The sequence below is a fragment of the Thermohalobaculum sp. genome (genome assembly GCF_058622915.1).
Genome location: NZ_JBZSYN010000002.1, coordinates 33,412 through 53,000, shown reverse-complemented (window position 1 = coordinate 53,000; position 19,589 = coordinate 33,412). Strand labels below are relative to the sequence as shown.

15 protein-coding genes and 1 pseudogene are annotated in these 19,589 nt (G+C 71.5%); 11 read left to right on the top strand and 5 right to left on the bottom strand.

The genetic code is table 11. The features are described 5' to 3' along the window. Positions 1–148: 148 nt before the first annotated feature. Both tsf and rpsB read right to left on the bottom strand, forming a co-directional pair. A complete protein-coding gene (gene tsf / locus AC32QD_RS00385) occupies positions 149–1,057 on the bottom strand; it encodes a translation elongation factor Ts (RefSeq protein ID WP_492008491.1) in 909 nt (302 codons plus the stop codon). Positions 1,058–1,580: 523 nt separating this feature from the next. Then, a pseudogene (rpsB, locus tag AC32QD_RS00380) lies at positions 1,581–2,348 on the bottom strand (30S ribosomal protein S2); the annotation flags it as partial. A gap of 354 nt (positions 2,349–2,702) precedes the next feature. On the opposite strand from rpsB, the gene AC32QD_RS00375 reads away from it, so the two are divergent. From AC32QD_RS00375 to ilvC, 8 genes are all read left to right on the top strand, one after another. Next, complete coding sequence (locus AC32QD_RS00375) at positions 2,703–3,017, top strand: hypothetical protein (RefSeq protein WP_492008490.1); 315 nt, start codon at positions 2,703–2,705, stop codon at positions 3,015–3,017. After that, positions 3,004–4,263: a glycosyltransferase family 87 protein gene (locus AC32QD_RS00370; protein ID WP_492008489.1), complete on the top strand. Its 1,260-nt coding sequence runs from the start codon at positions 3,004–3,006 to the stop codon at positions 4,261–4,263. Before AC32QD_RS00375 ends, AC32QD_RS00370 begins: the two co-directional genes overlap by 14 nt. Positions 4,264–4,269: 6 nt before the next feature. Continuing rightward, entirely contained in the window at positions 4,270–5,196 is a 927-nt protein-coding gene (gene miaA / locus AC32QD_RS00365; protein WP_492008488.1) for a tRNA (adenosine(37)-N6)-dimethylallyltransferase MiaA, read from the top strand. 234 nt (positions 5,197–5,430) lie between these two features. Next, positions 5,431–7,188, top strand: coding sequence for an acetolactate synthase 3 large subunit (locus tag AC32QD_RS00360; RefSeq protein ID WP_492008487.1), 1,758 nt, complete (start codon positions 5,431–5,433; stop codon positions 7,186–7,188). A 97-nt stretch (positions 7,189–7,285) separates the two neighbouring features. Next, positions 7,286–7,930 carry an acetolactate synthase small subunit gene (ilvN, locus tag AC32QD_RS00355; protein WP_492008486.1) on the top strand — a complete coding sequence of 215 codons (645 nt, stop codon included), beginning with the start codon at positions 7,286–7,288 and terminating at the stop codon, positions 7,928–7,930. Between the two features lie 7 nt (positions 7,931–7,937). Continuing rightward, a complete protein-coding gene (locus tag AC32QD_RS00350) occupies positions 7,938–8,582 on the top strand; it encodes a hypothetical protein (protein ID WP_492008485.1) in 645 nt (214 codons plus the stop codon). An 88-nt stretch (positions 8,583–8,670) separates the two neighbouring features. Then, the gene (locus AC32QD_RS00345) at positions 8,671–9,429 is read left to right on the top strand and encodes a sulfite exporter TauE/SafE family protein (RefSeq protein WP_492008484.1); all 759 of its coding nucleotides are present in this window, start codon (positions 8,671–8,673) and stop codon (positions 9,427–9,429) included. Between the two features lie 252 nt (positions 9,430–9,681). Then, a complete protein-coding gene (gene ilvC / locus AC32QD_RS00340) occupies positions 9,682–10,704 on the top strand; it encodes a ketol-acid reductoisomerase (protein WP_492008483.1) in 1,023 nt (340 codons plus the stop codon). 80 nt (positions 10,705–10,784) lie between these two features. Here the strand turns inward: ilvC and AC32QD_RS00335 are convergent, their stop codons facing one another. The 3 genes from AC32QD_RS00335 to AC32QD_RS00325 form a co-directional block, all read right to left on the bottom strand. Next, the gene (locus AC32QD_RS00335; protein ID WP_492008482.1) at positions 10,785–12,443 is read right to left on the bottom strand and encodes a nidogen-like domain-containing protein; all 1,659 of its coding nucleotides are present in this window, start codon (positions 12,441–12,443) and stop codon (positions 10,785–10,787) included. Positions 12,444–12,877: 434 nt separating this feature from the next. After that, positions 12,878–13,819, bottom strand: a complete 942-nt coding sequence (locus AC32QD_RS00330) for a DMT family transporter (protein ID WP_492008481.1) — start codon at positions 13,817–13,819, stop codon at positions 12,878–12,880. A 126-nt stretch (positions 13,820–13,945) separates the two neighbouring features. Then, entirely contained in the window at positions 13,946–14,929 is a 984-nt protein-coding gene (locus tag AC32QD_RS00325; RefSeq protein WP_492008480.1) for a DMT family transporter, read from the bottom strand. 147 nt (positions 14,930–15,076) lie between these two features. Here AC32QD_RS00325 and AC32QD_RS00320 point away from each other — a divergent pair, with 147 nt between their 5' ends. From AC32QD_RS00320 to AC32QD_RS00310, 3 genes are all read left to right on the top strand, one after another. Continuing rightward, complete coding sequence (locus AC32QD_RS00320) at positions 15,077–16,717, top strand: long-chain-fatty-acid--CoA ligase (RefSeq protein WP_492008479.1); 1,641 nt, start codon at positions 15,077–15,079, stop codon at positions 16,715–16,717. Between the two features lie 217 nt (positions 16,718–16,934). Next, positions 16,935–18,416, top strand: a complete 1,482-nt coding sequence (locus AC32QD_RS00315; RefSeq protein ID WP_492008478.1) for a YjgN family protein — start codon at positions 16,935–16,937, stop codon at positions 18,414–18,416. Then, the gene (locus tag AC32QD_RS00310; RefSeq protein WP_492008477.1) at positions 18,416–19,582 is read left to right on the top strand and encodes a M48 family metallopeptidase; all 1,167 of its coding nucleotides are present in this window, start codon (positions 18,416–18,418) and stop codon (positions 19,580–19,582) included. Before AC32QD_RS00315 ends, AC32QD_RS00310 begins: the two co-directional genes overlap by 1 nt. Positions 19,583–19,589: the final 7 nt, after the last annotated feature.

Genomic DNA, 19,589 nt, shown 5'->3' with positions numbered 1-19,589 from the left:
GACCGATTCGCCGCCGATTACAGCCCCCCGCGCGACGGAGGGGTCGTTTTTCGACCTTCCCGGAATCGAAAGGCCCGCCCCGGTGTGCCGGAGCGGGCCATCGGATCCGGCGCGGTCCCGGATCAGGCCCCGGGACCGATGGCGCGTCTCAGCCCTGCATCTTCGCCACCTCGGCGGCGAAGTCCTCCTCGGCCTTCTCGACCCCCTCGCCCACGGCGAAGCGCACGAAGCCGGTGAGCTCGATCGGCGCCCCGGCGGTGCCCTCGGCCTCCTTGACCGCCTTCTCGACCGACAGATCGGGGTTGACCACGAAGGGCTGCTTCACCAGGCAGACCTCCTGGAAGAACTTGCCCATGCGCCCGGTGATCATCTTCTCGATCACCGCCTCGGGCTTGCCCGAGGCGCGGGCCTGCTCGCTCAAGACCTGCTTCTCGCGCTCGATCAGCGCGGGGTCGAGGTCGGCCTCGCTCAGCGAGGCGGGGCTGGTCGCGGCGACGTGCATGGCGACCTGCTTGCCGATGGCCTCGACCGCGGCGCGGTCGCCGTTGCACTTGAGCCCCACCAGCACGCCGATCTTGCCCATGCCGGGCGCGGCGGCGTTGTGCACATAGCTCGAGACCACGTCGGCCTCGAGCCGGGCGAAGCGCCTCAGCGCCATGTTCTCGCCGATGGTGGCGATCTGCTCGGTCAGCGCCTCCTCGACCGTCTTGGCCCCGATCTTCGCCGTCTTCAGCGCATCGAGGTCGCCGCTCACCCCCAGCGCGGTGCGCGCGATGGCGCCGACCAGCTCCTGGAAGCTGGGGTTGCGCGCGACGAAGTCGGTCTCCGAGTTCACCTCGACCAGCACGCCGACGCCGCCCTCGACGGCTGCCGCGACCAGCCCCTCGGCGGCCGTGCGGCCGGCCTTCTTCTCGGCCTTGGCCAGCCCCTTGATGCGCAACAGGTCGACGGCCGCGGCCATGTCGCCCCCGGTCTCGGTCAGCGCCTTCTTCGCGTCCATCATGCCCGCGCCGGTCTTGTCGCGCAGTTCCTTCACCATGCCTGCGGTGATCGCCATCGCCTCGCCTCCATCTCGCGCCCGCGCCGCGTTCGTGTCAGCCCGACGTTCGGGTGGATCCGACCTTCGGGTGAACCCCGGGGCGGCTGCGCGGACTGTCCAACGTGAATCCGTCACGCCGCGGCGCCCGGGGCGGTCCCGGCGCCACGGCAAGGACCGCTCAGCCCTTCTGCTCGCCGACGGTCTCCTCGGCCTTCTCCTCGGCCTTCTCTTCGCCGGAGCCCTCGGTGGCGGTCTCGGTGGCCGCCTCGGCCGCCTCGCTCAGTTTCGCCTCGCTGCCGCCGGCGTCAGCCGCGACCTCGGGCGTCGCCTCGTTCGACTTGGCCTCGTCCGACTTGGCCTCGTCCGACTTCGCCTGCTCGGGCTTGGCCTCCCCGGCTGTCGGCTGCTCGGACGGAGACTCCTCAGCCGTGGCCTCCCCAGCCGCCGGCTCCTCGGCCTTCGGCGCCGCCGCCTTGGCCTTTGCGTCCTTGGGCGCAGCCTTGGCCTTCGCGGCCTTTGGCTTGTCCGCCTTTGGCTCGCTGGCCCCCGCCTCGGCCGCTGCGGCCACATCCTCGACCGGCGCCTCCTCCAGCTCGCCCAGGTCGAAGCCCGCGGCCTCGAGCTGGCCGGCCATGCCGTCGATCACCGAGCGCGCGGCGAGGTCGCAATAAAGCCCGATGGCGCGCCCGGCGTCGTCGTTGCCGGGGATCGGGAACTGGATGCCCTCGGGGTCCGAGTTCGAGTCGAGCACCGCCACCACCGGGATGCCCAGCTTGCGCGCCTCGGCGACCGCCAGCGCCTCCTTGTTGGTGTCGATCACGAACAGCATGTCGGGCAGCCCGCCCATCTCGCGGATGCCGCCCAGGCTCATCTGCAGCTTGTTGCGCTCGCGCTCCAGATGCAGGCGCTCCTTCTTGGTCAGCCCCGTGGCCCCGGCCTCGAGCTGCTCGTCCAGCGCCTTGAGCCGGCTGATCGAGTGCGACACGGTCTTCCAGTTGGTCAGCGTGCCGCCCAGCCAGCGGTGGTTCATGAAGTACTGGGCCGAACGCTCGGCCGCCTCGGCGACCGGGCGCTGCGCCTGGCGCTTGGTGCCGACGAACAGGATCCGACCGCCCTTCGACACCGCCTCGCGCATGGCGTTGAGCGCAGCGTCCAGAAGCGGCACGGTCTGGGTCAGGTCGATGATGTGGATGCCGTTGCGCTCGCCATAGATGAAGCGCCCCATCTTGGGGTTCCAGCGATGCGTCTGGTGGCCGAAATGCACGCCGGCCTCGAGCAGCTGGCGCAGGTTGAAGTCTGGCAGAGCCATTGCGTCTGTCCTTTCCGGTTTCAGCCTCGGCAGGGGTGAGAGCGTGGCGCCCAACCGGCGGACCCTCCGGGATGTCTCCCCGGACGGGCCCAGGAACCCTGCCTGTGGATTTGTGGGCGCGCATATAGCGGGGATCGCCACCCCGCGCAAGGGCCGCACACCCCGGCCAGCGCACCCGGCCAGCGCACCCGGCCCGCACACCCCGGCCCGCACACCCCGGCCCGCACACCCCGGCCCGCACACCTCGGCCCGCACACCTCGGCCCGCACACCCCAACGCCCCCCGGCCGTTTGCGGGTGACGGGGGGTGGCCCGGTCTGGTAGAACCAGTGCAACAACAGCCGAGCGGCAGGGCATGCAGGCGATCGAGAGCACAACGGAGCCCGAAGGGCCGGAGCACGGCGCCCGCAGCCCCGTCGATCCGCTCAGGAACGCCGCCCGCATCTGTCTCGTCGTTTTCGCCCCGGCCTTCGTCGGCTTCTTCGGCTCGCCGCTTTGGCAGCTGCACCAGCGCGCCGACCCGACCTGGGCGGCACCGACGCTCGGCCATCTGGCGCGCGAGGCGGGGATGGCCCGCGCCGTCTCCCTGCTCACGCTGCCGATCCTCACCGGCTTTTCGGTGCCGGTCCTGCGCGAGGCCGCACTGGCGCGGGCCGATGCGGCCGGCTGACAATTCTTCCGTCGGGCTCGCGCGCGCCGGCGACCCGGCGCTGCGCGCGCGCATCGAGGCCGCGTTCGGCGCCTCCGCCCCGCCGATCCGCCGTTTCGCCTGGATCGCCGCGGCGGTCATGGCCGCGGCCTATCTCAGCTACCTCGTGCAGATGATCGTCGAGGTCACGGCGCCCGGTTATGGCGGCCAGGCGATCCGCATCGACTTCACCGCCTTCTGGGCGGCGGCGAAACTGGCGGTCGCGGGTCACGCAGCCGCGGCGTTCGACCCCCGCACCCTGCAGGCGGCGATGCAGCTGCCCGCGACCCTGCCGCCCGGGGACCTGCTGTGGCTGTACCCGCCGGCCTGGCACATGCTGATCGCGCCGCTGGGGCTGATGCCGTTCCTGCCGGCCTATCTGGTCTACTCGGCCGTCAGCCTCGTCGCCTTCGCCGCCGCCGCCCGGCCGCTGGCCGCGCCGCTGCCGGGCGGCCTGCCGCTGGCGCTGGCGGCGCCGGCGGTGCTGATGGGGCTGATCCTGGGCAACAACAGCCTGATCTGGACCGCGGGGCTGTTCGGCGCGCTCAGCGCCCTGGCGGCGGGGCGTGCGGCGCTGGCGGGCCTTCTCATCGCCTGTCTCACGCTGAAGCCGCAGCTCGGCCTGCTGATCCCGGTGGCGCTGCTCGCCGGACGGCACTGGCGGGCGATCCTGTGGGCCGTGCTGGGCACGGCGGGCATCGTGCTGGTCTCGACCGCCGTGATGGGCCCGGCCTACTGGGCGCGGTTCTTCGGCGCGCTCGGCCTCATGTCGGGGCTCATGTCGACCGACGTGGTGCACTTCGAGCGCATGATAAGCTGGTACGCGCTGGCCCGCCTGGCCGGGGCGCCGCACGCCACCGCCATGGCCATGCAGGTCGTGATCGGCCTTGCCGCGGCCGGCGCCGTCGGCTGGATCTGGAGCCGCGCGCGGGCCGGCGCCGACCTCCGCGCCGCCGCGCTTTGCGCCGCGATCCCGCTCGCCACCCCCTATGCCTATCACTACGAGCTCACCCTGGCGCTGGCCGCAGCCCTGTTCCTCGCCCGCGACGGCTTCGGCGCCGGCCGCGGCCAGCGCGCCTGGCTGCTTGCGCTCTGGATTGCCCCGGCGCTGAATCTGGGGCTCGCGGGCACGCTCGCCCCCGCCGTCTACGCGGCGCCGATGTTGAGCGCGACGCTCGCCCTGTGCGCTGCCCGCGCGGCGCGCCTCGCGGCGCCGGCCACGGCCTGAGCGGCCATGGCGAGGCCGATCCTCCTGGCCGGGCCGACCGCCTCGGGCAAGTCGGCGCTGGCGCTGGCGCTGGCCCGGCGCCTGCGCGGCGCGGTGATCAACGCCGACTCGCAGCAGGTCTACCGCGAATGGCGCCTCCTCACCGCGCGCCCCTCGCCCGCAGACGAGGCCGCCGTGCCGCACTTCCTCTACGGCCATGTAACGATCGCCGCCAACTACTCAGTGGGCGCCTGGCTGGCCGAGGCGGGCCGCGCGCTCGAGACCTGCCGCGCCCGCGGCCTGCGCGCCATCGTCGCGGGCGGCACCGGGCTCTATTTCCGCGCCCTGACCGGGGGTCTCGCGCCGATCCCGCCGGTCCCGCCCCCGATCCGCGCGGCCGCCGAGGCCGCGCTGGCCCGCCTCGGCCCGGAGGCCCTGTTCCACCGCCTCGCCGCGCGCGACCCCGAGACCGCCGCCGGCCTCGACCGCGCCAACCCCGCGCGCCTCCTGCGCGCCTGGGAGGTGCTCGAGGCCACCGGCACCGGGCTGGCCACGTGGCACCGCCGCACGCCGGCGCCGCCGCTGCCGCCGCAGGCCGCCATTCCGCTCGCCCTGACGCCGCCGCGCGCGGCGCTCTACGCCCGCTGCGACGCGCGGCTCGAGGACATGGTCGCGGCGGGCGTGCTCGACGAGGTCGCCCGCGTCACGGCGCTCGGCCTCGATCCCTCGCTGCCGGGCATGAAGGCGGTGGGCGCGCCCGAGCTGATGGCGCATCTGACCGGCGAGCTGCCACTGGCCGAGGCCCTCGCCCGCGCCAAGACCGCCACGCGCAACTACGCCAAGCGCCAGCTCACCTGGATGCGCAACCAGATGCCCGGCTGGCACCGGCTGACCAGCGGCGATCCGGCAACAGACCTCGCGGGTGCGACCGAATGGATCGAAAAAGCCGGTTGACCGCCCGCGCGCGCGTGCTTATTGCTCATGGCCAAGCGGCAACTGGCCAAACAGAAACTGGCCAAGCAGCAACGGTGCGATGGATGACGCGGATTCTCGTAAGGCGGGCGCGTGGGGACCGGATGGGCTGAGGCCCACACGGAACGCGCGCGCATGGGCCCCTCTCGGGGCTCTTTTCGTTTCTGGCCACGGGAAATCCGCGCTATGCAGCGCAGCGCGAGGACGGAGAAGACCATGACGAGCGACGAGATGACCGGCGCGGAGATCGTCGTCAGGGCGCTGAAGGACCAGGGCGTCGACACCGTGTTCGGCTACCCCGGCGGCGCCGTGCTGCCGATCTATGACGAGATCTTCAAGCAAAACGACATCCGCCACGTCCTCGTGCGCCACGAGCAGGGCGCGGCCCACGCGGCCGAGGGCTATGCGCGCTCGACCGGCCGGCCGGGCGTGGTCCTGGTCACCTCGGGCCCCGGCGCCACCAACGCTGTGACCGGCATGACCGACGCGCTGATGGACTCGATCCCGATCGTCGTGCTCACCGGCCAGGTCCCGACCTTCCTGATCGGCAACGACGCCTTCCAGGAGGCCGACACGGTCGGCATCACGCGCGCCTGCACCAAGCACAACTGGCTGGTCAAGGACCCCGCCAACCTGGCCGACATCATCCACCGCGCCTTCCACGTCGCCACGCATGGCCGCCCCGGCCCGGTGCTGGTCGACATCCCCAAGGACGTGCAGTTCGCCTCGGGCACCTACATCCCGCCCGATCGGGCCCGCACCCACACCTACCACCCCCGGACCGAGGGCGACCCCGAGGCGATCCTCGCCGCGGTCGAGCTGATCGAGCAGGCCGAACGCCCGGTGATCTACTCGGGCGGCGGCGTCGTCAATGCCGGCCTCGAGGCCAGCCGGCTCCTGCGCGAGCTGGCCGAGGCCACCGGCTTCCCGCTGACCTCGACGCTGATGGGGCTGGGCGCCTACCCCGCCTCCGGCGCGCGCTGGATCGGCATGCTGGGCATGCATGGCACCTACGAGGCCAACATGACCATGCACGACTGCGACCTGATGCTGTGCATCGGGGCGCGCTTCGACGACCGCATCACCGGCAAGGTCGACGCCTTCTCGCCCGGCTCGGCCAAGGTGCATGTCGACATCGACCCCGCCTCGATCAACAAGAACGTGCATGTCGACGTGCCGATAATCGCCGACTGCGCCTCGGCGTTGGCCGACATCGTGGCGCTGTGGCGCAAGCGCGGCGCCAAGACCAGGACCCGCAAGCTCGCCGAGTGGTGGAAGCAGATCGAGGCCTGGCGCGCCGTCGACTGCCTGCGCTACCGGCCCTCGAGCGAGGTCATCAAGCCGCAATACGCGATCCAGCGGCTCGAGGCGCTGACCCGCGACCGCGACCGCTACATCTGCACCGAGGTCGGCCAGCACCAGATGTGGGCCGCCCAGTTCATGGGCTTCGAGGAACCGAACCGCTGGATGACCTCGGGCGGCCTGGGGACCATGGGCTACGGCGTGCCGGCCTCGATCGGCGTGCAGATCGCCCACCCCGGGAGCCTCGTCATCAACGTCGCCGGCGAGGCCTCGTTCATGATGACCATGCAGGAGATGGCGACCGCCGTGCAGCACCGGTTGCCGGTCAAGCAGTTCATCATCAACAACGAGCGGCTCGGCATGGTGCGCCAGTGGCAGCAGTTGCTGCACGGCGAGCGCTACAGCCACAGCTATTCCGAGGCGCTGCCCGACTTCGTCAAGCTGGCCGACGCCTTCGGCTGCAAGGGCATCCACTGCGCCGACCCCGCCGCGCTCGACGACGCGATCGGCGAGATGCTGGCCTATGACGGCCCGGTGATCTTCGACTGCCTGGTCGAGAAGCACGAGAACTGCTTCCCGATGATCCCCTCGGGCAAGGCGCACAACGAGATGCTGCTCGGCGAGGCCGCCACCGAGGGCGCCATCGGCACCGCCGGCGCCGTGCTGGTCTGAGCCGCGCGATGGCCGACCGACCGCGCGCGACCGTTGCATGGGTCCCGGCCGCGAGCCGGGACCTCCCTGCGCACCGCGCATAACCGAAGAGAGTTTCATGTCCCCCCTCGTCATCAAGCCCGGCTCGTCCAGCCACTCGGCCTACAACCTGCGCCAGACCCGCGTCGAGGCCGAGGAGCGCCACACCCTGTCGGTGCTGGTGGACAACGAGCCCGGCGTGCTCGCCCGCGTCATCGGCCTGTTCTCGGGGCGCGGCTACAACATCGACAGCCTCACCGTGGCCGAGACCGACCACGCCAGCCACCTCTCGCGCATCACCATCGTCACCACCGGCACGCCGATGGTGATCGAGCAGATCAAGGCCCAGCTCGGCCGTCTCGTGCCGGTCCACGACGTGCACGACCTGACTGTCGAGGGCTCGCATCTCGAGCGCGAGCTGGCGCTGATCAAGGTGGTGGCCACCGGCGAGCACCGGGTCGAGGCGCTGCGCATGGCCGACCTGATCGGCGCCCGCGTGGTCGACGTCACGCTCGAGAGCTTCGTCTTCGAGCTCGCCCGCACCACGCAGGAGATCGACGAGTTCATCGACCTGATGCGTCCGCTCGGCCTGGCCGAGGTGACCCGCACCGGCGTGTGCGCCATGCTCAGGGGCGCGGACGGCTTCCGCCTGCACGAGCCCCAGCCCGAGCCGCCGGCCCCGCGGCCGAAGAAGAAGCCGTCAAAGGCCGCGCCGGCGAGGTGAGCCCGAGATGAGACCGGTCGCCGTCGCCCTCGCCGCCGCCACGCTGCTGGCCGCCTGCGCAACCGTGGGGCCCAAGGCGCCAGGGCCGAACGCCCCGGCCGCCGGCGCCTCCGCCTCCAACGCCTCTGCCCCCGCTCAGGCCGGGGCCGAGGCCGGCCCCTCCATCGTCGATCTGCTGCGCGCGCCGCAGGGCCAGGGCAAGACCGCAGCGCAGGGCACCGCCGAGCCGTCGGCGGCGCCAGCCCCGCGCAAGGCCCCGCCGGTGCCCCGGATCTACATGGCGCTCCAGCCCGGCGCCTCGGGCCGGCCGCACTCGGTGATCTTCGCCATCGACGCCTCGCGCGACGGCACCCCCTCGGACGACCCGGCGATCCGGCTGAGCCCGCAGAACGGGCACTGCAACCCGCAGCAGATGCGCCACTACGACTTCCCCGCCGGCGCCAAGCCCGTGGTCAGCGAGGCCGAGCAGGCGCGCGGGCTCACCGTCACCGACCTGCCCAACTATCTCGCGGCCACCGTCACCCAGCGCATGATCGAGGCCCGCCTGGCCGCCACGCCCGAGGACACCCGCCCCCAGAACGTGTGCACCCGCAAGCTGTGGGAGCGCCTGGTGCTGGCGCGCAACCAAAGCCGCGTCGCGGGGGCCAAATAGCGCGGCGCCAGCGCGGCCGGGACCAAATAGCGCCGTGCCCGCGACGCGGGGGCTTCATTCGCGCCGCGATCCGCCCTAGCTTCGCGCGATGCTCACGGACCCGCTCCACCCCGCCGCCCTCCTGGCCGTCGTCGCCGGCGCGCTGGTCGCGGGCTTCACCACCGGCTTCTCGGGCTTCGGCACCGCGCTGGTCACCTCGGGGCTTTGGTACTACGCGCTGCCCGCGCCGATGGTGCCGCCGCTGGTGGTGATGGCTGCCGTGGCGGGCCAGGTCGTCGGGCTCATCACCGTGCGCCGCTCCTTCGACTGGCAGCGCACCGCGCCCTTTCTCGCCGGCGGCGTGGTCGGGGTACCGCTGGGCGTCGCCGCGCTCAGCGCCGCGGCGCCGGGCACGCTCAAGACCTCGGTCGGGGTCTTCCTGGTCGCCTATGCCGTGCTCCAGTTCAGCGGCCTGGGGCGCCTCTCGGTCGGCACCTGGGGCGGGCGCCGCGCCGACGCCGCCATCGGGCTCGGCGGCGGCATCCTGGGCGGCTTCGCCGGGCTGTCGGGGCCGCTGCCGCTGGTCTGGCTGCAGCTCAGGGGCGGCCCCAGCGCCGGGCAGCGCGCCACCTACCAGCCGTTCAACCTGGTGGTGCTGGCCGTGGCCGGCCTCGGCATGGCGCTCAGCGGGGCGATGACCCGCCAGGTCCTGTGGGTCGCGGCGTTCAGCCTGCCGGTGACGCTTCTCGGCGCCTGGATCGGCGCCCGCGTCTATGTCGGCGTCAGCGAGGCCGCCTTCCGTCGCGCCGTGCTGGGGCTGCTGCTCGCCTCGGGCGCCGTGCTGGTCGGGCAGGCGCTGGCGGGCTGAGCACGCCGCGGCCCAGCGCCGCGCACACGGCCGCTTTTTGCAAAACACAATAAAATCAGTATCTTACGGCGCTGTGCAATGTGCACACCCTTGCGCACGGCTTTCGCGACACCCGCGCAAGCTCCGAAGATGGCCGCGCCGCCCGGCCCTGCCGGCAGCGCGCCGGGCTCCCTTGACAACCTCGGCGCGCGCGGTCATGCCCGCGCCAGAGAAACGCCAGCAAAACGCTCATCGAAGGGGGCCCGGAGGACCATGCGCGTCTATTACGATCGCGACTGCGACATCAACCTGATCAAGGACCGGAAGATCGCCATCGTCGGCTATGGCAGCCAGGGCCATGCCCATGCGCTGAACCTGCGCGATTCAGGCTGCAAGAACGTCGCCGTCGCGCTGCGCCCGGGCTCGGCCAGCGCAAAGAAGGCCGAGGCCGCCGGGCTCGACGTCAAGACCATCGCCGACGCCGCGAAATGGGCCGACCTGATGATGATGGCCATGCCCGACGAGCTGCAGGCCGACACCTACTACACCCACATCCACGACAACCTGCGCGACGGCGCGGCGCTGGCCTTCGCCCACGGGCTGAACATCCACTTCAACCTGATCGAGCCCAAGCCCGGCGTCGACGTCATCATGGTCGCGCCCAAGGGCCCCGGCCACACGGTGCGCTCCGAGTTCGCCCGCGGCGGCGGCGTGCCCTGCCTCGTCGCGGTGGAAAACGATGCCTCGGGCCGCGCGCTCGAGGTCGGCCTCAGCTACTGCTCGGCGATCGGCGGCGGCCGCTCGGGCATCATCGAGACCAGCTTCCGCGAGGAATGCGAGACCGACCTGTTCGGCGAGCAGGCGGTGCTGTGCGGTGGCCTCGTCGAGCTGATCCGCAACGGCTACGAGACCCTGGTCGAGGCCGGCTACGCCCCCGAGATGGCCTATTTCGAGTGCCTGCACGAGGTGAAGCTGATCGTCGACCTGATCTACGAGGGCGGCATCGCCAACATGAACTACTCGGTGTCGAACACCGCCGAGTACGGCGAGTACGTCTCGGGCCCGCGCGTGCTGCCCCGGCGCGAGACCAAGGAGCGCATGCGCGCCGTGCTCGACGACATCCAGTCGGGCCGCTTCACCCGCGACTGGATCACCGAGTGCAAGGCGGGCCAGCCCTCCTTCAAGGCGATCCGGCGCAACAACGACGCCCACCACATCGAAAAGGTGGGCGAGAAGCTGCGCGGCATGATGCCCTGGATCAAGGCCAACCAGCTGGTGGACAAGTCGAAGAACTGAGCGAGATGCGGGCGGGCCGGCGCTGCGCCGGCCCGCCTCTGCCCCCGTCGATGGCACCGGCCCGAACGGTGCCGCCGGCCTCAGAAGGGAATGCTCAGACCCACCTCGCCGCTGATGCCCGGCGCCTGGGTGAACAGGCCCGAGCCGGTGGCCGAGGCGGACAGCCGCGCGTCCGTGCCCGAGATGGTGAACTCGAAGCCCGCCTTGACATAGCCGCCCAGCCGGTCGTTGTCATAGTTGGTCAGCGTCAGCGGCCCGGCGGTCGAGATGACGTTCGCGTTGACGTATTCGGGCCCCGCCGCGGCAAAGGCGTGCAGCGTGCCGGTGTTCAGAAGGTCGGTGGTGCGCGAGACCTCGACGCCGGCGCGGGCGACCATGAAGTCCTGGGTGTCGTTGCCGCCGGCCACGTCGAACTTCTCGGTTCCGCCGGCCACATATCCAAACGGCCCCGCCGTCACGCCGCCCATCACCGGCATGGCATAGGCCAGCGACAGCGAGCCGGCATAGCGGTTGCCCGAGTCGATGTTGTTCGTCGAGTCGTCATAGTTGGTGTGGGTGTAGATGAGGCTCGCCACGGCCGTCATGGGGCCGTTTACGTAGGCCGCGTAGGGCTGCACGAAAACGCCGTCGCCGTCGAGCTTGTCCGTCGAGGTCTGGGCCTTCGAGGTGATGCCTCCGACGCCCATGCCCACGGCGATCGTGGGCGTGAAGCCGTATTCCAGCCCCACCTGCCCGGCGAAGTGCGACACGTCGAGCGAGCCGCCGAAATCGGCATTCACGACGCCGCCGCCCATCCTGGCCCAGGTGCTGAATCTCGGCGTCGAGACCGAGTTCGAGGTCGCCACCATCGAGCTCATGCCGTCGGTCGCGGTCTTGTGGTTGGCCGCGTTCTGGCGCGCGGCGTGGTTGGCGCGGACCGTCTGGCGCATGCCCTCGCTCTGCGCCTTGGTGCTCGCGAGCGCCGTCTCGGCCGCCATGTAGCCGTCGTCGTTGCCGTAGCGTATGGCGATCATCCCGCCCTGGGAGAAGAAGATATATCGCCCGGGAACGTCGCTGTTCACGCTGTTGTGGATGAGCGAGGTCGCGACCGGGCCGCTGTCGAGGAAGGCGCCGTTCACGGCCGAGCCCGGCAGCTCGTAGTAGGTGCCCGGATGGCCGGTGCCGTTCGAGAATCCGGCCCGCGCCGATTGGCCGCCCAGCCCGTTCGCGTCGCCGCCGCTGGCTTCGCCGGCCTCCCACTGAATCTGATCGTAGTTGAACTCGATGTTGAAATCGCCGCCGCCGAAATTGATCAGAACCAGCTGGAAGCTGTTGCGGTTGGTGTGCGTCGAACTGCTGGGGAAATAATCGACGTTGACCCAGTTGACGCCGAAGGCGGCGTGCGTGCCGACCGTCCCGGTGCCATAGGTCACCGGGCTGCCGGCGCTGCTCGTGTCCACGTCGGCGAAGAACGGCGCGATGATCTGCCGACCGGTCGAGGTGAGGTCGAAGGGCGTGTAGGTGCCGAGCGGCGAGTCGAGCGTCACGTTGCCGTTGTTGTTGACGTAAAGCGTGTTGGTGACCACGCCGAAGAAGTTGATGCTGAAGCCGATGTTCACCGCCCCTGTCGAACCGTCGTCGTTCGGCGCAAGCGTGTTGGCGTCGAACCCGGGCAGGATGGCGCCGGCCTGGGCGGATGAAAGCCCGCATGCGAGCGCGAGCACCGAGGCGGTCGCAAAACAGCGCGCCTTGTCAAACATGTAATAGCCCCCCTTTTGCCAGGCTGGGCCAGGTCATGGATGGAAAAGCTGCATAACGCGAACGAAGGCGAAACCATTCCCCCGAGGCCCAACGCGGCCACGCTACCTCATAGGTTGAAATTGTGTTAACAGACTCGCGCTTTGCGTCAAAAAATGGCGGCAACTGTGGCCCATGAACCACGATTGACTGCCGATGCGCCGGCAATACGGCACAGACCGGGCTACGGCAGTGTGCAATGCTGTCCGGGCGACTTTTTCTTCGGGCGCCGGCCCGACCGGCGCTCGACCTGCACTCCACACGCATCGCGGCTCTGTCCCGGGACCGCAGAACAGCGAAAAGCGCGCTCCGTGCGGGGCGATGACCGGGGCAATGTGCAGCCGACATGCGGGGAATTCGGCCCCGGCGGCCGGCGGCCGGCCGGCCCGATCGCCGCTTACGCGGGCGCGTCCGCCCTCGTTTCGCGCTGCGGCGCCACGGCAACCGCTCCCGCCGAGACGATCAGCGCCAGCCCCGCAAGCCCCGTCGCGGTCGGCATTTCGCCCCAGATCATCGCCGAGACGATCGCCGCCCAGACCAGGTAGGAATAGTCGAACAGGGCGACGGAGGCATTCTCGCCCATCTGGTAGCCGCGCATCAACAGCCCCGCGCCCAGGATCGAGGACAGCCCGAGCGCCGCCGCGACCAGCAGCATCTGCACCCCGACCGGCGCCGGCGGCTCGAGCAGCGCCTCGGGCGCGGCCGTCGCCATCCCGCTCGCCCCGGCCCACAGCGCGACGGCGAGGCCCGCGAGCCCCAGGAGAAGAAAGCCGGCGATGCTCCAGAACAGCAGCGCGCAGGGGTCCTCCTCGCGGCAGTGCCGGTTGGTGATGAGGATCGAGACGGCGTTCAGCGCGCCCGCGGCCACCGGCACCAGCGCCAGCGGGTCGAGCGCGCCGGCGCCGCCCAGGCCCACCGCCAGCGCCGCGCCGCCGAAGCCCAGGCCGACCGTCAGCCACAGGCGCGCGTCCGGTGCGCCCCCGCCCGCCAGACTCATCGCCAGCACCACCCAGATCGGCGTGGTGAAGAACCCGGCCGCCGCCTGCCCCATCGGCACCAGCGGCAGCACCGCGAAATAGGCGCCGAGCGCCAGCACGTTGAGCGCCGTCCTGAGCGCCACCGCCCCGGGCGCCCTGGGCAGGATGCGCCGCCACGAGCCGAAACCCGCCGCCGCGGCCAGCGCCACCGGCAGCATCAACGCCGCGCGGATCGCCTGGAACTGCCAGATCGACATGTCGTTGGCGACGAAGGGGGCGAAGCTGTCGGTCAGCGCGAACAACCCCTGGGCGACGACCACGAGCAAGGCGGCGGCAGCGCCGGAGCCTGCCGATCCAAGCATCTGCCACGCACGCGCCATCGCAGCCAGCCTCGCCTGCTTGCCGCCGCCCGCCGTGCCGGGCGGGCGACGAAACCCCGCGAGGCTGCGAAAAAATGGTTAGCAAACGGTTACGATCGGCGCCGCCGCTCAAGGCACCTGCCGCCCGCGGGGCGCCGCCGCGCCCCCCTGCGCCGCGCCCCCCTGCGCCGCGCCGGCCGCGGCCCGCCGCTCGCCCGACCACACGGCCAGACCGCCGGCCGCCACGATCAGCGCCATGCCAAGGGCCATGCGCACCGTCACCGTCTGGCCCCACAGCGTCCAGGCGAAGAACGGCGCCCAGAACAGGAAGCTGAAGTCGAACAGCCCCATGATCGAGGCCGCTCCGCTCATGTAGCCGCGCGCCACACAGGCGGTGGCGACAAAGCCCGACAGCCCGATCAGGAACACCAGGCCCAGCATGGCGCTCCCCGGCGCGCGCCATGCCTCGGTGGCGAAGCGCGCGCCCTCGACCCCTGCCAGCGCCCCGCTCAGCCAGGGCAGCGCTGCCAGCCCGGCCAGCCCCGCCACCAAAAAGGCGACGAATTGCCACACCGCCAGGCCGGTCACGCTCTCCGCGCGGCAAAAGCGCCGCGTCCAGATCACCCCCAGCCCCCACAGCAGGCCCGCGCTCACCGCTACCAGCGCCATCGGCCGCACCGGCTGGGCGCCGCCCAGCCCCAGCACCAGGCACACCCCGGCGAAGCCCACCGCCACGCCGGCGATGCGCCGCGGCCCGACCCGCTCGCCGAACACCAGCGCCGAGACCAGCACCACCCAGATCGGCGAGGTGAACAGCCCCGCCGCGGCCTGCGCGATGCCCACCGCGGGCAGCGCCGCGAAATACATCAGCAGTCCCACGGTCGCGAACGCGCTGCGCAGCGCCACCGCCCGCGGCGCCCGCGGGCGCAGCATCTGCGGCCGCCGCGCCGCCAGCGCCGCCGCCACCGCGACCGGCAGGATCATCCCCGAGCGCAGCACCTGGAACTGCCACAGCCCGATCTCGCGCGCGACCGAGCCGACGAAGTTGTCACTGATGGCGACCAGCGCCATGCCGCCGGCGATCCAGAGCGCACCAAGGGTGGTCGGGTTCATGGCCAGGGTCCGGAAGATGACTCGCGGGGCTCGCGCCGCCCGCGCACCCTGCCCGGCGCCCGCGCGCCGCGCAAGCGCGGACTTGAGGGCGGCGGCCCGGCTGCTAGAGTGACCCCCGGGACAAGACGCCAGCAGGGAGACGCGCCGATGCTCGGGCTGATGCAGGACTGGCCGCTCCGGGTCACCTCGATCCTCGACCACGCCGCGAAATACCACGGGGCACGGCCCGTCGTCAGCCGCTCGGTCGAGGGCCCGATCACCCGCACCACCTGGGCCGGCATCCGCGCCCGCGCGCTGAAGCTGCGCCAGGCGCTGGCGCGGCTCGGCATCAAGCCCGGCGAGGTGGCGGGCTGCATGGCCTGGAACACCGCGCGCCACATGGAGGCGTGGTACGGCGTGCCCGGCGCCGGCGCGGTGCTGCATTCGCTCAACCCGCGGCTCAGCCCCGAGCAGCTGATCTACATCATCAACCACGCCGAGGACCGCTGGATCTTCTGCGACGCGGACCTCGTGCCGGTGCTCGAGGGGCTCGCGACCGACCTCCCCGGGGTGCGCGGCTATATCGTCCTGGCCGACCGTCCCCGGCTGCCCGAGACCAGCCTGCCCAACGCGCTCAGCTACGAGGAGCTGCTCGAGGCCGAGGACGGCGACGCCGCCTGGGAGCCGGTTGACGAGCGCGCCGCCTGCGGCATCTGCTACACCTCGGGCACCACCGGCGAGCCCAAGGGCGTGGTCTACTCGCACCGCTCCAATGTGCTGCACGCCATGGTCTTCATGCAGGCGGACATGCTGGGGCTGTCGTGTTGCGACGTGATGATGCCGGTGGTGCCGCTGTTCCACGCCAACGGCTGGTCCACCGGCTTCTCGGCGCCAATGGCCGGGGCCGGGATGGTGCTGCCCGGCTGCCAGCTCGACCCCGCCAGCCTCTACGAGATGCTGGGCCACGGGGTGACCATCACCGCTGCGGTGCCCACCATCTGGCTGATGCTGCTGCCGCATCTGCGCGACAATGGCCTGAAGCTGCCCACGCTCGACCGCGTGGTGATCGGCGGCTCGTCCTGCCCCAGGGCGGTGATCGAGGCGTTCCAGAACGAGTTCGGGGTGCGCGTCATCCACGCCTGGGGCATGACCGAAACCTCGCCGCTGGGCACCCTGTGCTCGTTCAAGCCCGAGATCGCGGCCCTGCCCGAGGCCGAGCGCCTCGAGACCCAGCTCACGGTCGGCCACCCGCCCTTCACGGTGGACATCGCGCTCAGGGACGAGGACGGCCACGAGCTGCCCTGGGACGGCCAGACGCAGGGCCGCCTGATGGTGCGCGGCTCGGGCGTGGTGCGCCGCTACCTCAAGAAGGAGGCCGACAGTATCGACGCCGAGGGCTGGTTCGACACCGGCGACGCGGCGACCGTCACGCCCCTGGGCTATGTGCGCATCACCGACCGCTTCAAGGACGTGATCAAGTCGGGCGGCGAGTGGATCAGCTCGATCGACCTGGAGAATTTCGCCGTCAGCCACCCCGACGTGGCCGAGGCCGCGGCGGTCGCCGTCGCCCATCCGAAATGGGACGAGCGCCCGGTGCTGGTGGTCGTGCCCCGCCCCGGCAAGAGCCCGCCGCCGGCCGAGATCATCGACCGGCTGCGCCCGCATTTCGCCAAGTGGCAGCTGCCTGACGACGTGATCCTGGTCGAGGAGATCCCGCACACCGCCACGGGCAAGATCTCCAAGCTCAGGCTGCGCGAGCTGCTCGACGGCATGGGCTACCGCCACCCGGACCTGCGCCAGGGCGGCTGAGTTCCGGGGGCAAACGACGGCGTAAACGACGGGGCGAACAACCTGGGATTGCATTGCCGGCACCGGCCTCGCGTCGGGGTCGCAAGCTGTGCGGCCGGAATGCCCCGCCGGCGCGCCTTTGCCACCGCACTTGGCCCGAGGCGCGATGACAAGCGGGCCGGAATCCGTCATAGTTTTGCGCCACCATACGCAACGTATCGGGCGGGGGCGCGCGGGCATGGACGACGGAACGGACGGGCGCAAGCCCTGGGACATCGAGCGCTACCGCGGGGTGCGCCGCTATGCCGAGCGCCGCAAGGACTGGGAGCTCGATGACGGCGACGAGCTCGTGCTGGGCGCCGACGGCCCGGGCGGCACCAGCGGGGGCGGCGGCGGCGGCGGCGGCCCGGGGGGCCCCGGAGGCGGAGGCCCCGGCGGAGTCACCGGCGGGGGCGGCGGACTGGGCGGCGGCCCCAGCGGCTTCGGGGGGGCCGAACAGGGCCCGTCGCAGCCACACTACGCGCGCTCCGGGCCATCGCTGTTGTGGCTGGCGCTGAAGGGCTCGCTCCTGACCGTCGTCACCGTCGGCATCTACCGCTTCTGGCTGATCACGGCGCTGAGGCGGCACTACTGGAACGCCATCCGGCTCGAGGGGGACCCGCTGGAATATACCGGCACCGGGCTCGAGAAGCTTTTGGGCTTCCTGATCGCCATCGTCATCCTCGCCATCTATCTGGGCCTGGTGAACCTGGGGCTCGCCTTCATCGGCCTGACCTATTTCGGCAGCAACCCGTTCGCGCTGCAGATCACGCTGCTCGCCGCGGTGCCCTTCCTGTTCTTCGCCATCTACCGGGCGCGGCGCTATGCCATGGCGCGCACGCGCTGGCGCGGCATCCGCCTCGGCATGGATACCGGCGCCTGGGGCTATGTCGGCCGCGCGCTGTGGTACTGGTTCCTGACCATCGTCACGTTGGGCCTGCTGTTCCCGCTCAAGCAGTTCCGGCTGGCCAAGTACATGGTCGACCGCACCTGGTTCGGCGATCGCAAGTTCCGCCAGGACGGCTCCTGGGTCGGGCTGTTCGCCTACTGGGTCTGGCTCTACATCGTGCTCGGGCTGATCGCGCTGGCCGGCTGGGGTGTGGCCGCGGACCCCGGCAATCCCTCGACCACGGTGTTCGGGGCCACGATCGGCTTCATTGGCTACCTGGCGCTGTTCATCATGTTCATGCGCTACGAGATCGTCGCTTTCCGCTACATGTGGTCGAACCGCGCGCTGGGTGAGACCCGCTTCCAGAGCGACGTCAGCCCGCCCCAGATCATCAGCCTCTATGTGGTGGGCACGCTCCTGGTCGGCATCTGCACGACGCTGGTGGCAATCGCGTTGATCGCAGTGCTGGGGGCAGTGGCCCTTGCGGTGGTCGGGCCGGGCCACCTGCCCCAGCTCGGCCGCGCGGTCGACAACCCCCTGGCCGCGCTCGGCCAGCTGCAGATGATCGGGCTCGCCGGCGCGGCCGCGCTCGCCTATCTGCTGGCGATGGCCTCGGCCTTCTCGTTTGGCCAGGTGTTCATCACCCGGCCGATCCTGATGCGCAAGACCGAGACCATGCTGGTGCACAACGTCGGCGCGCTCGACGAGGCCCGGCAGCGCCCGCACGACAAGGCCACTGAGGCCGGCGGCTTCGCCGACGCGCTCGGCGTCGATGTCGGGGCCGGCTTCTGATGACGGCGCTCGAGCGATACGCCAAGCTCGAGGCCGAAGCGCGCTATTTCGACGGCGAGTCCGCCGAGCCGCGCAACGTGGTCGTCAGCTTCGGCGAGCGGTCGCTGGTCATCATGGGCTTCGACGAATCGGCGCTGGCGCACTGGCCGCTGGCCAGCCTGCGCGCGCTCGGGCGCAAGGGCGACAGCGCCGTGCAGCTGGTGCCCCATGCCGACAGCGACGAGCGGCTGGTGCTCTCCGATCCCGACATGCTCGCGGCCATCCGTCAGGTCTGCCCCGGGCTCTACCAGCGGCCGGTCGACCGGCGCGGCATGCGCACCGTGGTGCTGTGGGGCGGCGGCGCCGTGGCGGCGCTGGTGCTGATGATGTTCGTGCTGATCCCCGCGCTGGCGGGGCAGCTCGCGCTCCTGATCCCGCCCCAGCGCGAGCAGCAGCTCGGCGACGCGGTGATCGAGCAGCTCAAGGGCATGCTCGGCTTTCTCGGCGCCGGCCATCGCCCCGGGACCTGCGACGCGCCCCAGGGCGTGGCGGCGCTAGAGGCGATGACCCACCGCCTCGCCCCTCACCCCGGCCTGCCCTACCCGCTCAGGGTCAGCGTGCTCGACCACCCCATGATCAACGCCGTGGCGCTGCCGGGCGGCCGGATCGTGATCTTCCGCGGCCTGCTCGACGAGGCCTCCTCGCCCGAGGAGGTCGCCGGCGTGCTGGCGCACGAGATCGGCCACGAGATGCACCACGACCCGACCCGCATGGCGCTCAGGGCGGCGGGCACCGCCGGCATCCTCGGCATGGTGCTGGGCGACGTGTTCGGCGCCTCTGTCGTGGTGGTCACCACCGACGCCGTGCTCAACGCCTCCTACCATCGCAAGGCCGAGGCAGCCGCCGACCAGACCGCCTTCGACCTGCTCGCCCGGGCCGGGCTGCCGAGCAAGCCCTTCGCCCGCTTCTTCGAGAAGATGCGCGCCAAGTACGGCGACTCCAAGGGCGTGTTCCGGCTGCTCGCCAGCCACCCCGGGCTGGCCCGGCGCGCCGAGCGCGCGGCCGCGGCCGACAGGATCGGCGACGGCCCCTACAAGCCCGCGCTCGACGACCAGCAATGGGTGGCGCTGCGCGGTATCTGTCAGGACAGCCTGCCCGGCGTGCGCCGCGGCGGCAGGCTGGAATAGCGCGCCG

Excerpts from the sequence above, each read along its gene's own strand:
- AC32QD_RS00330 (WP_492008481.1), bottom strand. The coding sequence starts at position 13,819 with ATGCTTGGATCGGCAGGCTCCGGCGCTGCCGCCGCCTTGCTCGTGGTC.
- AC32QD_RS00335 (WP_492008482.1), bottom strand. The coding sequence starts at position 12,443 with ATGTTTGACAAGGCGCGCTGTTTTGCGACCGCCTCGGTGCTCGCGCTC.
- AC32QD_RS00370 (WP_492008489.1), top strand. The coding sequence starts at position 3,004 with ATGCGGCCGGCTGACAATTCTTCCGTCGGGCTCGCGCGCGCCGGCGAC.
- AC32QD_RS00375 (WP_492008490.1), top strand. The coding sequence starts at position 2,703 with ATGCAGGCGATCGAGAGCACAACGGAGCCCGAAGGGCCGGAGCACGGC.
- AC32QD_RS00310 (WP_492008477.1), top strand. The coding sequence starts at position 18,416 with ATGACGGCGCTCGAGCGATACGCCAAGCTCGAGGCCGAAGCGCGCTAT.
- ilvC (WP_492008483.1), top strand. The coding sequence starts at position 9,682 with ATGCGCGTCTATTACGATCGCGACTGCGACATCAACCTGATCAAGGAC.
- ilvN (WP_492008486.1), top strand. The coding sequence starts at position 7,286 with ATGTCCCCCCTCGTCATCAAGCCCGGCTCGTCCAGCCACTCGGCCTAC.
- miaA (WP_492008488.1), top strand. The coding sequence starts at position 4,270 with ATGGCGAGGCCGATCCTCCTGGCCGGGCCGACCGCCTCGGGCAAGTCG.
- AC32QD_RS00325 (WP_492008480.1), bottom strand. The coding sequence starts at position 14,929 with ATGAACCCGACCACCCTTGGTGCGCTCTGGATCGCCGGCGGCATGGCG.
- AC32QD_RS00320 (WP_492008479.1), top strand. The coding sequence starts at position 15,077 with ATGCTCGGGCTGATGCAGGACTGGCCGCTCCGGGTCACCTCGATCCTC.
- tsf (WP_492008491.1), bottom strand. The coding sequence starts at position 1,057 with ATGGCGATCACCGCAGGCATGGTGAAGGAACTGCGCGACAAGACCGGC.
- AC32QD_RS00315 (WP_492008478.1), top strand. The coding sequence starts at position 16,935 with ATGGACGACGGAACGGACGGGCGCAAGCCCTGGGACATCGAGCGCTAC.
- AC32QD_RS00350 (WP_492008485.1), top strand. The coding sequence starts at position 7,938 with ATGAGACCGGTCGCCGTCGCCCTCGCCGCCGCCACGCTGCTGGCCGCC.
- AC32QD_RS00345 (WP_492008484.1), top strand. The coding sequence starts at position 8,671 with ATGCTCACGGACCCGCTCCACCCCGCCGCCCTCCTGGCCGTCGTCGCC.
- AC32QD_RS00360 (WP_492008487.1), top strand. The coding sequence starts at position 5,431 with ATGACGAGCGACGAGATGACCGGCGCGGAGATCGTCGTCAGGGCGCTG.